The 13,364-nt window shown below is 65.3% G+C and carries 14 protein-coding genes; 6 read left to right on the forward strand and 8 right to left on the reverse strand.

The window, feature by feature from the left end; all coding sequences use genetic code 11:
• The first annotated feature begins 69 nt into the window (after positions 1–69).
• From NO889_RS03755 to NO889_RS03770, 4 genes are all read left to right on the forward strand, one after another.
• The gene (locus NO889_RS03755) at positions 70–711 is read left to right on the forward strand and encodes an Era-like GTP-binding protein (RefSeq protein WP_066412679.1); all 642 of its coding nucleotides are present in this window, start codon (positions 70–72) and stop codon (positions 709–711) included.
• Complete coding sequence (locus tag NO889_RS03760) at positions 711–1,118, forward strand: DUF2073 domain-containing protein (RefSeq protein WP_256410915.1); 408 nt, start codon at positions 711–713, stop codon at positions 1,116–1,118. The genes NO889_RS03755 and NO889_RS03760 overlap by 1 nt, the downstream gene beginning before the upstream one ends.
• Positions 1,118–1,864 carry an OapC/ArvC family zinc-ribbon domain-containing protein gene (locus NO889_RS03765; protein WP_256410917.1) on the forward strand — a complete coding sequence of 249 codons (747 nt, stop codon included), beginning with the start codon at positions 1,118–1,120 and terminating at the stop codon, positions 1,862–1,864. Before NO889_RS03760 ends, NO889_RS03765 begins: the two co-directional genes overlap by 1 nt.
• A gap of 633 nt (positions 1,865–2,497) precedes the next feature.
• Positions 2,498–3,679 carry an aspartate kinase gene (locus NO889_RS03770; RefSeq protein ID WP_256410918.1) on the forward strand — a complete coding sequence of 394 codons (1,182 nt, stop codon included), beginning with the start codon at positions 2,498–2,500 and terminating at the stop codon, positions 3,677–3,679.
• A 25-nt stretch (positions 3,680–3,704) separates the two neighbouring features.
• Here NO889_RS03770 and thrC read toward each other — a convergent pair whose 3' ends face one another.
• The 6 genes from thrC to NO889_RS03800 form a co-directional block, all read right to left on the reverse strand.
• Positions 3,705–4,988, reverse strand: a complete 1,284-nt coding sequence (gene thrC / locus NO889_RS03775) for a threonine synthase (protein ID WP_256410919.1) — start codon at positions 4,986–4,988, stop codon at positions 3,705–3,707.
• Between the two features lie 171 nt (positions 4,989–5,159).
• A complete protein-coding gene (locus NO889_RS03780) occupies positions 5,160–5,375 on the reverse strand; it encodes a DUF7569 family protein (RefSeq protein ID WP_256410920.1) in 216 nt (71 codons plus the stop codon).
• A 91-nt stretch (positions 5,376–5,466) separates the two neighbouring features.
• The gene (upp, locus tag NO889_RS03785; RefSeq protein WP_256410921.1) at positions 5,467–6,144 is read right to left on the reverse strand and encodes a uracil phosphoribosyltransferase; all 678 of its coding nucleotides are present in this window, start codon (positions 6,142–6,144) and stop codon (positions 5,467–5,469) included.
• A gap of 53 nt (positions 6,145–6,197) precedes the next feature.
• Complete coding sequence (locus tag NO889_RS03790) at positions 6,198–6,413, reverse strand: DUF8107 family protein (protein ID WP_256410922.1); 216 nt, start codon at positions 6,411–6,413, stop codon at positions 6,198–6,200.
• A gap of 114 nt (positions 6,414–6,527) precedes the next feature.
• A complete protein-coding gene (locus tag NO889_RS03795) occupies positions 6,528–6,848 on the reverse strand; it encodes a fumarylacetoacetate hydrolase family protein (RefSeq protein ID WP_256410996.1) in 321 nt (106 codons plus the stop codon).
• Between the two features lie 50 nt (positions 6,849–6,898).
• Positions 6,899–8,254, reverse strand: coding sequence for an amidohydrolase family protein (locus NO889_RS03800; protein WP_256410923.1), 1,356 nt, complete (start codon positions 8,252–8,254; stop codon positions 6,899–6,901).
• A gap of 147 nt (positions 8,255–8,401) precedes the next feature.
• Between NO889_RS03800 and NO889_RS03805 the strand changes: the two genes are divergently transcribed.
• The gene (locus NO889_RS03805) at positions 8,402–9,112 is read left to right on the forward strand and encodes a TetR/AcrR family transcriptional regulator (protein WP_256410924.1); all 711 of its coding nucleotides are present in this window, start codon (positions 8,402–8,404) and stop codon (positions 9,110–9,112) included.
• 23 nt (positions 9,113–9,135) lie between these two features.
• Here the strand turns inward: NO889_RS03805 and NO889_RS03810 are convergent, their stop codons facing one another.
• Positions 9,136–10,389 carry a CaiB/BaiF CoA transferase family protein gene (locus tag NO889_RS03810; protein ID WP_256410925.1) on the reverse strand — a complete coding sequence of 418 codons (1,254 nt, stop codon included), beginning with the start codon at positions 10,387–10,389 and terminating at the stop codon, positions 9,136–9,138.
• Positions 10,390–10,520: 131 nt separating this feature from the next.
• Complete coding sequence (locus NO889_RS03815; RefSeq protein ID WP_256410926.1) at positions 10,521–10,730, reverse strand: hypothetical protein; 210 nt, start codon at positions 10,728–10,730, stop codon at positions 10,521–10,523.
• A gap of 840 nt (positions 10,731–11,570) precedes the next feature.
• Between NO889_RS03815 and NO889_RS03820 the strand changes: the two genes are divergently transcribed.
• On the forward strand, positions 11,571–13,343 hold the full coding sequence (locus NO889_RS03820; protein WP_256410927.1) for a Cdc6/Cdc18 family protein: 1,773 nt from the start codon (positions 11,571–11,573) through the stop codon (positions 13,341–13,343).
• Positions 13,344–13,364: the final 21 nt, after the last annotated feature.

Genomic DNA, 13,364 nt, shown 5'->3' on the forward strand with positions numbered 1-13,364 from the left:
GCTCGGATCGAGCGGCGTCGAGGAGGACGAACGCGGTGTTCGGGAGAGAACACAGGATCGGAGGTCAGGATGGGATTGTTAACGAGCCTCAAAGACAGCATATCACGGGTCACGGACGGACTGTTCGCGGCCGACGAGCCCAAGCGGATCGGGATCTACGGACCGCCGAACGCCGGAAAAACGACCCTCGCGAACCGTATCGCACGCGACTGGACCGGCGACGCCGTCGGTCCCGAGAGCCACATCCCGCACGAAACCAGGCGGGCCCGCCGGAAGGAGAACGTCGAGATCGAACGGAACGGCCGGAAGGTCACGATCGACATCGTCGACACGCCGGGCGTGACGACGAAGGTCGACTACAAGGAGTTCCTCGACCACGACATGGACAAGGAGGACGCCGTCCGCCGGTCCCGAGAGGCGACCGAGGGCGTCGCGGAGGCGATGCACTGGCTCCGCGAGGACGTCGACGGCGTCATCTACGTGCTCGATTCCACGACGGACCCGTTCACGCAGGTGAACACGATGCTCATCGGGATCATCGAGTCGCAGGACCTCCCGGCGCTCATCCTCGCGAACAAGACGGACCTCCCCGAATCGGACGTCCAGCAGATCGCCAACGCGTTCCCCCAACACGAGACGATCCCCCTGTCGGCGTTGGAGGGCGAGAACATGGACGAAGTGTACACGAAGATCGCGGAGTACTTCGGATAATGCCGGGTGCCACCCCAGACGTCGACGGAGGTGACGATCCCGCGGACGACGGCGTCCGAATCGACATGATAAGCGGGGCCCGGATGGAGGGGCTCACGAGCATGGAGAAGATCCGGCTCATCCTCGACGGGGTCCGCGAGGGAAACATCGTCATCTTAGAGGAAGGGCTCTCGCCGGACGAGGAGTCCAAGCTCATCGAGGTGACGATGACCGAGATCAGCCCGGACGACTTCACCGGCATCGAGATCGAGACGTACCCGAAGCCGGACTCCGGAAGCCAGAGCTTCCTCGACAAGCTGATGGGACGGGAATCCACACAGAAGCTCACCGTCATCGGTCCGGCCAACCGGATCGAGACGCTTCACAAGGACGAGAACCTGATCAGCACGCTCGTCTCCAGGAAATAATGCCCCACCAGTGTATCGAGTGTGGCCGGACGTTCCCCGACGGCTCCAAGGAGATGCTGTCGGGGTGTCCCGACTGCGGGGGCAACAAGTTCCAGTTCAAACCGGCCGGCGCGACCGAGTCCTCGGAGCCCGCTCGGTCCGCCGGTTCCGCGTCGTCAGCCGATCCCGAGGCGACCGCCGACCCTGCTCCGTCCGCCGGGTCCGGGACGACCGCAGAGTCCGAACCGGCCCCCGGTTTCGACTCGAGCGCGAAATCCGGCTCCAAGAGTCCATCGTCCGATCCGGGCGACCCGGCCGGACCAGCCGACACGAGCGGGTCATCCGACCCGACCGGCGATGCGGACACGACGGACCCGAACACGACGGACCCGGACACGACGGACCCCGTCGAGGGCGACGCCGAACGCATCGACGACGAGGAGGAGGAGGACACCGCGCAGGCGAGCGCCCGTTCCGACGTCGTCACCCCCGACGAACTGGACCGCGCGGCTCGGGAGGCGGGGGCCTCGGAGACCGATCCGGAGGTCGACGGCGAGTCGATGGAGCCGCCGGCGTCACAGCCGGGCGTCGACGAGCTCCGAGACGAGCTCAACGAGCAGTTCGAAAGCATCAAGATCGTGAGTCCCGGCCAGTACGAGCTCAACCTGATGGAGCTGTACGACCGCCAGGAGTACATCATCTCGCTCCAGGAGGACGGCCGGTACGTCATCGAGATGCCGGACGCCTGGGGCGTCACGGACGAGTAGGGGTCGGTTCGTCGCGAACACGTGACTCCGACGGATCCTATTTTCCGGCGATAGATAGTGTGAAACGACTGTCGTACCTTTATAGAACAGGTGTTTCGGTGGGAAATGGGATGGATAGAAGGGGATCGTTGCTGGGGCGGTGATGACCACCAAAGCCCCAGTCGCGAGGGCGAAGTCCGACGAAGCAAGCACTGAGGGAGCGAGCACCGCGAGCGACCGAAGCGCACAGCGAGTCGCACGAGTCCTCGCGACTGCCCCTTTGAGTCCCACCCACACAGTCCCGCACCTCACACCTCCCCAGCCTCGCGGCTCGCGCTCTTCGAGCGCTCACCGCGTCCCTCGCGTTCTGCTCGCGCCCTATCGGGCGCTCGCAGGCGCGCCACCACAATCGATCGCTCGCACCTTCGCCTGTGTCGAGCGTATCGGATCGATCCTCGTCGGGCGGCTTGGGGCGACCCTTGTCGAAGTGGACACAGTTATCCGGTCCCCTCCGTTACGGGGTCGCATGTTTAGTGACAGCCACGCTGTTTCGAGCCCCCGACCGGGGGAGGTCGCGGGCTCTTCGATCGCGCCGCGCGTTCGACGACGATCGGTAGACGAGTTCGATGGAATCGGCGATCTCGAGGGTCTCGCATGCGCGTAGTCGCGAAGTTCGGCGGGACGAGCCTCGGGAGCGGCGACCGGATCGACCGCGCCGCCGACTCGGTCGCCAACGCGGTCGAGGCCGGCCACGAGATCGCCGTCGTCGCGAGCGCGATGGGGTCGACCACCGACGACCTCCTCGACGACATCACCTTCGACACCAACGACGCGGATCGCGCGGAGATCGTCTCGATGGGCGAGCGGACCAGCGTCCGCATGCTGAAGGCTGCCCTCTCGGTCCGCGACATCGACGCGGTCTTCCTCGAGCCCGGCCACCCCGACTGGCCGGTCATCACGAACGAGCTCGGCGAGGTCGACGTGGAGGAGACGAAGCGGCGTGCCGAGGCGCTCGCCGCCCGCCTCGACGGCGTCGTTCCGATCATCACGGGCTTTCTCGCGGAGGACCACGACGGCAACGTCACCACGCTCGGCCGCGGGGGCTCGGACACCACGGCGGTCATGCTCGGCAACTACATGGACGCCGACGAGGTCGTCATCGTCACCGACGTCGAGGGCGTGATGACCGGCGACCCGCGAGTCGTCGAGGGCGCGCGAAACGTCGGCCGGATCACCGTCGACGAGCTTCGGAACCTCTCGTTCCGCGGTGCCGAGGTCGTCGCTCCGTCCGCGCTGTCGTACAAGAGCGAGGACCTCGCGGTTCGCGTCGTCCACTACCAGCACGGCGACCTCCTCAGGGGCGGGACGCGGATCGAGGGGCAGTTCGAGAACCTCATCGACATGCGCGAGACGCCGCTCGCGTGTCTCACCGTCGCCGGGAGGGCGATCCGGAACCGACCGGGGATCCTCTCGAACCTCTCGAACGGCCTCCGACGCGAGGAGATCAACATCGACGCGGTCGCCTCCGGGATGGATTCCGTCACCTTCTACGTCGACGTCGACGTCGCCGAGCGCGCGGAGGCGGTGTTACACGAGACCGTCGTCGACGACGAGACGCTCTCGTCGGTGACCGTCGACGACCCGATCGCGGTCATCCGCGTGACCGGCGGCGAGCTCCCGAACCAGTCCGGCGTCATTCAGGAGATCATCGGCCCGCTCGCCGAGGAGGGGATCAACATCATCGACCTCATCACGAGCGCGACCTCCGTCGCGGTGTTCGTCGCCTGGGACGACCGCGAGGCGGCCCTGGAGATCGTCCAGTCCTGTTTCGACTGAGCGACCCGATCCCGTTCCGAGCGAACTACCCGTTTAAGTGTTCGACGACCGCGTCGACGTCGTTGGGGACGGGTTCGGGGTCGCCGCCGGCCTCGTAGGCGGCGTCGGGGTCCTTCAGCAGGTGGCCGGTCGTGAGACAGACCACCCGCTCCTCGGCGTCGACGACGCCCTCGCGGCGGAGCTTCCTCAAGCCGGCGAGACTCGCCGCGGAGGCGGGCTCGACGCCGACGCCCTCGCCCGCGAGCTGGCGCTGCGCCTCGGTTATCTCCTCGTCGCTCACGGCGACGGCGGTACCGCCCGTGTTGTGAATGCCGGGGATGGCCTTCGGCGCGTTGACCGGGTTGCCGATGCGGATCGCGGTCGCGCGCGTCTCGACCTCCTCCCATCGCCGGACCTCGTCGTTGCCCGCCTCGATCGCCTCGACCATCGGGGCGGCCCCTTCGGCCTGAACGCCCGTCAGCTTGGGCACTTCCTCGACCGAGAGCGCGCCCGACTGGACCAGCTCGCGGAACCCCTTGTACAGCGCCGAGGTGTTGCCCGCGTTTCCGACGGGGAGGACGATCCGGTCGGGGAACGTCCCGTAGTCGGCGTAGAACTCCTCTAAGATCTCGAAGCCGATCGTCTTCTGTCCCTCCAGGCGGAACGGGTTCAGCGAGTTGAGCAGGTACGCCTCGCCGCGGGCGGCGAGCGCCTGGACGATGTCGAGACAGGCGTCGAAGTTGCCGTCGACCTCGAGGATGCGCGCGCCGTGGAGGCTCGCCTGGGCGACCTTCCCGGCGGCGACCTTCCCCTGCGGGAGCAACACGAGCGTCTCCATCCCGCCGCGGCCGCCGTAAGCCGCGAGCGCGGCCGAGGTGTTGCCGGTTGACGCGCAGGCGAGCGCGCCGACGCCGAGCTCCTCCGCGACGCGGACCCCGACGGTCATCCCGCGGTCCTTGAACGATCCGGTCGGGTTCATTCCCTCGTGTTTGATCCGGAGCGCGTCGACCCCTACGGACTTCTCGATCCGGGGAACCCGGTGAAGGGGGGTATCTCCCTCGGGAAGCGTGACGCCGAGGTCGAACGGGAGCCCCTCGCGGTAGCGCCACACCCCGCGGTCGGGGCCGTCTGTCGACGCGCCCGCGCCGAAGTCGTCGAACGTCGGCGGGTCGGCGTAGCGGACCTCGAGCAGACCGTCGCAGTCGTCGCAGGTGTAGCGGACCGCCTCGAACGGGGCGAACGTCTCTCCGCAGGCGATACAGGCGAGCCAGGTCCCGTCATCCGCACAGTCGGGCGCGTCGGGGGTCGCGGCGTCGATGGCGAGGCTCATTGTCCCACCGTCGGTCCCGCCGCGCCTTAAGCCGGCCGATGGGGACCGACGTTGCCGAGGGATGCGAGGGGACGAGGAGAGGGGAGGACCAGAGAGCGGATGAGGAGCGGGCAGACCGGATGAGAGCGGATGAAGAGACGAACAGAGGAGCGGAGGTCGACGCCCCCGGATTCAGTCGACGATGATCTCGGAATCGGAGCCGTCGGCCGAATCCCCTCCACCGCCCATCTCGGCCTGGTAGCGCTGGATCCAGTCGGCGAAACACTCGGGACAGAGCCGCTGGGTGTCGATGTTCGCCCGGTCGACGCTGAGTCGGACTGTCCGGGCGAGCGCGTCCGTCGTCGACTCCCCGCAGGCGTCACACGGTTCGGTCGTCGCGTCGCTCATACGGACCGCTCGCGGCGTGAGCCCTTAAAAACACGTCACGGGCAGCGGAGTCGACGGCGGAGCGCGGTTCGGCGCGCCGCGATCGGACCGTTCACGTCGTCCGGAACGCGCGGTCGCCGGCGTCGCCGAGACCGGGGACGATGAAGCCGTCGTCGTCGAGGCGGTCGTCGATGGCGACCGTCAACAGGTCCGCCTCGGGGAAGGTCTCAGCGACGCGGACCAGCCCGTCGGGCGCGGAGACCGCCGAGAGTACGAACAGGTCCTCGAAGTCGTCGGCCTCCGCGAGGATGTGCTCGAGGACGGCACACATCGTCGAGCCGGTCGCGAGCATCGGATCGGCGACGATCACGGTGTCGTCCGCGCCGATCTCCGGCAGCTTCACGTAGTCGATCGTGATCGGGAACTCGCCGTCCTCGTTCATCCCGGCGGTCTCGTCGCGGCCGGCGGAGATGATCCCCTGTTTCGCCCGCGGGAACGCCTTCAACAGCCCCTCGACGAACGGCGTCGCCGCCCGGAGCACGTTGATTATCACCACGTCGTCGAGGCCCTTCACGCGCTCGCCGGTCGTCTCCGCGAGCGGGGTCCGGACCGGGACGTACTCGGTTCCCATCGCGCCGTCGATGACCTCGTAGCCGCAGATCCGGCCGAGTTTCACCAGCCCCTTTCGGAAGGCGACCTGTTCGGTCTCGACGTCGCGGAGCCGCGAGAGGGTGTCCTTCGCCAGCGCGTGGGTGATGAGGTACGCGTTATCTCGGTCTTCGATGGTCATTACCGGAGGGTGGTCGCGTTCGGATTAAAAACTATCACTGTAGGACGACGATATCACTGTAGGACGACGACGTACGTCAGCGTGAACACCGCCAGCGAGACGCCCGCGACGGTTCCCGGCCCGTACTCCATCACCTCGAGGAGGTCGAGCCCCCAGACTATCGTCCACCCCAGCCACAGCGACAGGACGGCGTTCATCGCGAGCAGCACCCGCGGGTCGCCGCGCGACTCCTCGACGCCGTCCGAGAGGCCCTTGCGCTCCTCGCTCATACGTGGAGACGGGAGCGACCGGCACTTAGTCTTTGTTTGAAAGCGGTGGCGGATCTCCGGTTGAAAACGTGGGAGACGATCGATGGACCCGTCGAGCGCCCAGCGAAGGTGAAGCTACTCGGCCTCGAACTCGTGCGTCAGTTCGCCGACGCCCTCGACGCCGATCGTGACGCTGTCGCCGTCGCCGAGCAGCACCGGCGGATCGCGGTAGACGCCGACGCCGGGCGGCGTCCCGGTGAACACGAGGTCACCGGGTTCGAGCGTGAACGCCCGGCTACAGAAGGCGACCAACTCGTCGACTCCGAATATCAGGTTCGACGTCGACGACTCCTGGAGGCGCTCGCCGTTGATCTCGGCGAATATCGCGAGGTCGTGTGGGTCGTCAATCTCGTCGGTCGCGATGCCGCTCCAGGGGGTCCGTCCGTCGTTCAGTATTGTCCGATTCGCACGTGATGGTGGGTCGAGAGAGTAGATTCGGTCGCGCGTTACGGGTCGATCCCCGCCTCGTCGATGAGGCGCTCGCCGGAGGCGACGAACCGGTCGAACTCCTCGTGGACCTTCGGGTTCGTCAGCTCGCCGTCGCGTTTGACGACCTCGCCGTCGACGAGGACGGTATCGATGTGCGAGGGGTCCGACTGGAACACCACCGTCTGGACGGGCGAGTGCGAGGGGGCGGTCATGAAGTCGGAGGCGTCGAAGAGGACGAGGTCGGCCCGCTTGCCGGGCGTTATCGTGCCGATGTCGTCTTCCATGCCGAGCGCCTTCGCGCCCTCGATCGTCGCCATCTCGAGGGTGTCGCGGGCGGAGACGCTCACCTCGGTGACCTCCTCGTCGCCCTCCAGGACCGCCTGGTTGTCGAACATGCGCTGGAGTTGCATCCCGATCCGCATCTGGCTGCCCATGTCGCCGCTGACGTTCGAGCAGACGTCGACACCCCACGTCGGGCGGCCGCCCGCCTCGAGCACCTTCCCGGTGACGGGGATGCCGTGGCCCATCTGCATCTCGACCTCCGGCGTCGACGAGAAGGAGACTCCCTGCTCGACGGCGTGGTCGACGTCCTCCTGTGCGAAGTGGTTCCCGTGGGCGACGTTGACGTCGGGGCCGAGCACGTCCTCCAGACAGCCGAATCCCTGGTAGTCCCCGCCGTAGACCGAGGAGGGCCACAGCGCCGCCCCCATGTGGATCGTCGAGAGTACCCCCAGCTCCCGCGCCAGTTCCAGGTCGCCGCGGGCGGTCTCGTCCGTACAGAAGTCCGGTCCGCGGAGGCCGAGCGCCAGGCTGAGCAGGTCGTCGTCCCGAACGTGTTCGTCGTGGAGGTCGCGGATCTTCCCCTCCGGGAGGCCGACGTCGCTCTCGTACCACCACTTCGCCGCGTCGTCGCCCGGCGGGCCGTAGGCGTACACCGCGCGCAGCCCGGCGTCCTTCAGCGCGTCGACGGCGCGTTCGCCGTGTTCGAGCGTGTTGGGGTACGACCAGTCCAGGGCCGTGGTCGTTCCGGTGTGGAGCTTCTCGAACGCGCCGAAGAGGCCGCCGAGGTACATGTCCTCGGGTCGATAGAGCCCGGTGATGTTGCCGAGCATGTGATCGAAGTACTCGCCCATGAGCGACCAGTCCCCGGCGATTCCCCTGACCTGGGTCTGGGCGAGGTGGATGTGCGAGTCGACGAATCCGGGGACGACGACGTGATCGGACGCGTCGATCTCCTCGGCGTTCGACGCCGACAGTCCGGGACCCACCTCGACGATCTCGCCGTCCTCGATCAGGACGTCGGCCTCGTCGAACTCGCCTACGTCGGGGTCGAGCGAGACCACGGTCCCGTTTCGCACGATCGTTTGTGTCATGTTCGATAATAGGGTTCGGCCAGGAGAGTAAAAGTTTACCGGGCGGTAAAGAACGATCCTCGGGCGGTAACGAACGAGCGAACCTACCGGGGTGAAAGACAGCGATCGGAGCAATCGTATTATGTGTCCTACCCGTAGAATACCGGTATGAGCGAATCGTCTGGCGGATCGGCGGGCGAGTCCGAGGAGTCCGCCTCTGGGGGATCCGCGTCCGAGGAGTCCGCCTCTGGGGGATCCGCGTCCGAGGAGTCCGCCGCCGCCGCGGTTTCCTCCAAGGACACGAAGGAGGTGATCATGGAGGCGACCTTCCGTGCGCTGAGCAAGCACGGATACACGGACCTCCGGATGCGCGACATCGGCGAGGAGATGGATCTCACGCGGCAGGTGATCCACTACCACTTCGACGGGAAGTACGACCTCATGTCGTCGTTTCTCGAACACATCATCGACCAGTACGAGGGGAGCGTGGTCGTCGAACACGACGCCGACCCTCGGACCGAACTGCGCGCGCGTGTGGATCAGTGTCTCTTCGGCCCCGAGTTCGGGGCGTTCGACCACTGGGACCGGATGAAGGTGTACCACGAGCTGTACACGCAGGCACAGAACGACGGGGAGCACCGCGAGGTGTTCAACGATCACTACGATCGAATTCGCGGCAGCATCGTCGAGGTCGTCGAAGAGGGGATCGAGGAGGGCGTCTTCCGCGACGTCGACGCGGAGCGGATGGGCCAGCTGGTGACCGACGTGATCCACGCCGCCCGCGGCCGGCGGATCTCGCTCGGCCACGAGGACGCCCCCGAGGAGGCGCGGCAAGCGATAGACGAGTTCGTTCTCGAGTCGTTAGAGCGGACCGAGTAGGGAGTCGAGCAGAACGGGGCCGCTTACTCCCCGTCCTCGTCGGAGTCGGTGGAGTCGCCGAACACGCCCAGCTCGGCGAGCCGGTCGATCTCGGCCTCCGAATAGCCGTGCTCGCGGAACACCTCGCGGTTGTGCTCGCCGAGCAGCGGCGGCGGGAGATCGAAGCCGCTGTCGGCGTTGCGGAACTTGAGCGGGTGTTCGATCACCGGCACCTCGCCGAGTTCGGGGTGATCGATCTCGGTGATGGTCCCCCGAGCCTCGACCTGCGGGCTTTCGAGTGCCTCCTCGACGCTGTAGACGGGGCCGGCGGGCACGCCGGCGTCCTCCGCGATGACTTCGATCCACTCGTCCGTCGTCCCGTCGGCGAGGGTGGCTTCGATCTCCGCCTCCAGCTCGTCGAGGTGCTCGACGCGATCGGCGTTCATCTCGAAGCGGTCGTCCTCGGGAAGGTCCGGACGATCGAGCGCCTCACAGAGTTCGCCCCAGAGCTTCTCGTTGAGGATACAGATGTTGATGAACCCGTCTTTCGTCTCGAACGTCTGATACGGCGCGAGGACGGGGTCTTTCGTCCCCATCCGTTTCGTCTCCTCGCCCGCGAAGACCATCCCGGCCTGTTTGGTGAGCCACGGAAGCGTGGCCTCCAACATGCCGAGGTCGATGTACTCGCCCTCACCGGTCCGTTCCCGTCGATAGAGGGCGGTCGTCGCGCCGAAGGCCGCCCACATCGCCGTGATCAGGTCCGTCATCGGAAGGCCGACCTTCACCGGCTGGCGGTCCGCCTCGCCCGTGACGCTCATGATCCCGCTCATCCCCTGGATGAGGAGGTCGTAGCCGGATCGCTCGCGCCACGGTCCGGTCTGACCGAACGCCGAGATCGCGAGGTAGATCAGGTCTTCGTTGTGGTCGATGAGCGTGTCGTAGTCGACGTCGAGTCGCTCCGCGGTCCCCGGACGAAAGTTCTGGACGAAGACGTCCGTCTCCTCGACGAGTTCGTACAGCGCCTCCTTCGCGTCCGGATTCTTCAAGTCGAGTTCGAGGCTCTTCTTGCCGTAGCTCAACGTCCAGTAGTACGGCGATTCCCCTTTGATGAACGGCGGGCCGGAGTGCCGGACGGCGTCGCCGTATCCCGGTTGCTCGATCTTGACGACCTCCGCCCCCTGGTTCGCTAACATCGCCGAGCAGAACCCGCCGGTGACGAAGGTGGAGAGGTCGAGGACGGTGACACCCTCGAGGATCCTGTCGGAGCCAGAGGGAGCGGATCCATACCCTTCGGTCATCGTTTCATCTCCGCCGTCGGTTCTTCCTCGTTCGTCGATTCCTTCCCGTTCATCGAGACATCCCCTCCGATCCGTATCGTGTCATCACATTCTACGTGTGGACTCGTACCATAATGTATTCCACCGTTTGTTTACCGGTTGGTAAATCCATCGGCGACAGCCGTGATGAGTATCGGCTCATCCTCGTTCTCCACCTCGCCTCTCTCCATCTCGCTTCTCTCCACCTCGCCTCTCTCCATCTCGCTTCTCTCCACCTCGCCTCTCTCCATCTCGCTTCTCTCCACCTCGCCTCTCTCCATCTCGCTTCTCTCCACCTCGCCTCTCTCCATCTCGCCTCTCATTCACCCTCCCCCACCCCTTCGTTTCGAGTGGAACGGGGAGCGGGAGTGGCGGGGTCGGTGGCGATCTCGGGGGTGGTACCGTCGTGATCTGCTCGAGAAAGATAGTAACTATCCATATCAAATAAAATAAACCTGCTGGACAATAATATAATTTCTCAAAGATTGTCGAGGGTACTGTTTCGAATATAGTATAATAAAACTACTGCTATCAAATACCGCCCAACACCCACCCCCACCTATCGACAGTTCCACCCGAAATGAAGGGGTGGGGGGGTCGAGTGAAAGATACGAAAATGTTACTTCGAAGATGGAAGTGCGCGACGACACTAGTCCGACGAGAATACCGACGACGGGAACATCCATCAGACGATACGATGTGAACGCGACGTGACGGAGAAATGAGATAATTCGAGGGGATGAGTCGAGGAGACACGTCGAGGAACGGAACCAGATGCCGGTCGATCGCCGACCGTGTCCGTCAACTTCGGACCGTCAACTCCGAACCGTCAACTCCGGAACCCGATCGTCTCTGAAGTCGGCGGTCCGCGAGTCGTGGATACGGCCGGTGTATGATCAACCTTGACGCACTCGACGCGCACGAAGCGGACACGAAATCCGTACGAACCCCGTGCGAAGCGCCATCAACTGACCGTCGGTAGCCGTGACGGGGGACCGTTTCAACTCCAGAGAGGAACATTTTTGTACCTCCTCTTCGTCCGGTTCGACTGTATCAACTGGACGTGGTCGGCACCGAATCCGACCACGGGTTCGTGTTTCAGACTGGAGACGGCCTAAACCCGCATTTACGACGAAGGTTTCCACCTGAAACGGAGGGGTTCAATGGACGAAGGCGAGCACACGTCGGAGGTCAACGACGACACCACACCGGCCGAGAGCGACGGATCGGGCGACGACGCATCCGATGATAGCGACGGTCCGACGGAATCGCCATCACCGGCATCTCCATCGGCACCGTCGTTGGATCGAACCGAATCGGACCGAACCGAACCCAACTCCGACGCACACGACGAGAGCGGCTCCGAGTTCGCTTCCGGCAACGATGTCGACATGGACCCCGTCGCGTCCGACGATTCGGATCGAACTCCCGAAGCCGGATCCGAAACGTCGGGGCTCGGGAACGGCGGTCGCGACCGCTCGTCGCCCGACGTCGACTTCGACGGCGTCGTCCTCGACGACGGTGACGACGACAATCAGGGACTGTTCGACGACCTTCTCTCCGGCGAGCCGATATTCGAGAACAAGGAGGTCCTCCGTCCGTCGTACACTCCCCACGAGCTCCCCCACCGAAACGACCAGATCAACCGGATGGCGACGATCCTCGTCTCCGCGCTCCGCGGTGAGACTCCCTCCAACATCCTCATCTACGGGAAAACGGGCACCGGCAAGACCGCCTCGGCGAAGTTCGTCTCGCAAGAGCTCGAATCGACCTCTCAAAAATACGACGTTCCCTGCGAGGTCGAGTACATCAACTGCGAGGTGACCGACACGCAGTATCGTGTCCTCGCCCAGCTCGCGAACACGTTCATCGAGGAGAACCAGACCGTCATCGCCGACCGGCTCGCCCGGCTCGAGAAGCTCCGGGCGGACGCGCGGGAAAAGACGGCGGATGCGACCCAGGATGCCGCCGCGCTCGCCGACACCGAGTTCGATTCGATCGCCGAACTGGACGACCGAATCGACACGCTGGAAGCCGACGCCGAGGAGATGGAGGAGGTCCCGATGACGGGGTGGCCGACCGACCGCGTCTACTCGACGTTCTTCGAGGCGGTCGACTACCACGAGCGCGTGGTCGTGATCATGCTCGACGAGATCGACAAGCTCGTCGAGAAGAGCGGCGACGACACCCTGTATAACCTCTCGCGGATGAACTCCGAGCTCGACAACTCCCGCATCTCGATCATGGGGATCTCGAACGACCTGAAGTTCACCGACTTCCTCGATCCGCGGGTCAAATCCAGCCTCGGCGAGGAGGAGATCGTCTTCCCGCCGTACGACGCGAACCAGCTCCGGGACATCCTCCAGCACCGCGCCGACATCGCGTTCAAGGGAGACGCGCTCACCGACGACGTGATCCCGCTGTGTGCGGCCTTCGCCGCCCAGGAACACGGGGACGCGCGTCGCGCGCTCGATCTCCTCCGGACCGCTGGCGAACTCGCGGAGCGCTCTCAGGCCGAGATCGTCGCCGAGAAGCACGTCCGACAGGCCCAGGACAAGATCGAGCTCGACCGCGTCGTCGAGGTCGTCCGAACCCTGCCGACTCAGAGCAAGATCGTCCTGTTCGCCGTGATCCTCCTCGAGAAGAACGGCGTCCACAACATCAACACCGGCGAGGTGTTCAACATCTACAAGCGGCTCTGTGAGGAGATCGACGCCGACGTGCTCACCCAGCGGCGCGTCACCGACCTCATCAGCGAGCTCGACATGCTGGGGATCGTCAACGCGGTCGTCGTCTCGAAGGGACGGTACGGTCGAACCAAGGAGATGGGCCTCTCCGTCCCCGTCGAAGAGACCGAGGCGGTCCTCCTGTCAGACTCGCGGCTCGGCGACATCGAGAACGCACAGCCGTTCGTTCAGGCCCGCTTCGACAACTGACCCCGGCGCTCGAGGTCCGAA

Origin of the sequence: Halorubrum rubrum (assembly GCF_024494685.1) — an archaeon.
Taxonomy (GTDB): domain Archaea; phylum Halobacteriota; class Halobacteria; order Halobacteriales; family Haloferacaceae; genus Halorubrum; species Halorubrum rubrum.

Bases quoted from the DNA above. Each gene is read 5' to 3' on its own strand.
- NO889_RS03760 (WP_256410915.1), top strand. From the start codon at position 711: ATGCCGGGTGCCACCCCAGACGTCGACGGAGGTGACGATCCCGCGGAC.
- NO889_RS03770 (WP_256410918.1), top strand. From the start codon at position 2,498: ATGCGCGTAGTCGCGAAGTTCGGCGGGACGAGCCTCGGGAGCGGCGAC.
- NO889_RS03765 (WP_256410917.1), top strand. From the start codon at position 1,118: ATGCCCCACCAGTGTATCGAGTGTGGCCGGACGTTCCCCGACGGCTCC.
- thrC (WP_256410919.1), bottom strand. From the start codon at position 4,988: ATGAGCCTCGCCATCGACGCCGCGACCCCCGACGCGCCCGACTGTGCG.
- NO889_RS03800 (WP_256410923.1), bottom strand. From the start codon at position 8,254: ATGACACAAACGATCGTGCGAAACGGGACCGTGGTCTCGCTCGACCCC.
- NO889_RS03815 (WP_256410926.1), bottom strand. From the start codon at position 10,730: ATGAGAGGCGAGATGGAGAGAGGCGAGGTGGAGAGAAGCGAGATGGAG.
- NO889_RS03805 (WP_256410924.1), top strand. From the start codon at position 8,402: ATGAGCGAATCGTCTGGCGGATCGGCGGGCGAGTCCGAGGAGTCCGCC.
- NO889_RS03780 (WP_256410920.1), bottom strand. From the start codon at position 5,375: ATGAGCGACGCGACGACCGAACCGTGTGACGCCTGCGGGGAGTCGACG.
- upp (WP_256410921.1), bottom strand. From the start codon at position 6,144: ATGACCATCGAAGACCGAGATAACGCGTACCTCATCACCCACGCGCTG.
- NO889_RS03790 (WP_256410922.1), bottom strand. From the start codon at position 6,413: ATGAGCGAGGAGCGCAAGGGCCTCTCGGACGGCGTCGAGGAGTCGCGC.
- NO889_RS03755 (WP_066412679.1), top strand. From the start codon at position 70: ATGGGATTGTTAACGAGCCTCAAAGACAGCATATCACGGGTCACGGAC.
- NO889_RS03810 (WP_256410925.1), bottom strand. From the start codon at position 10,389: ATGACCGAAGGGTATGGATCCGCTCCCTCTGGCTCCGACAGGATCCTC.
- NO889_RS03820 (WP_256410927.1), top strand. From the start codon at position 11,571: ATGGACGAAGGCGAGCACACGTCGGAGGTCAACGACGACACCACACCG.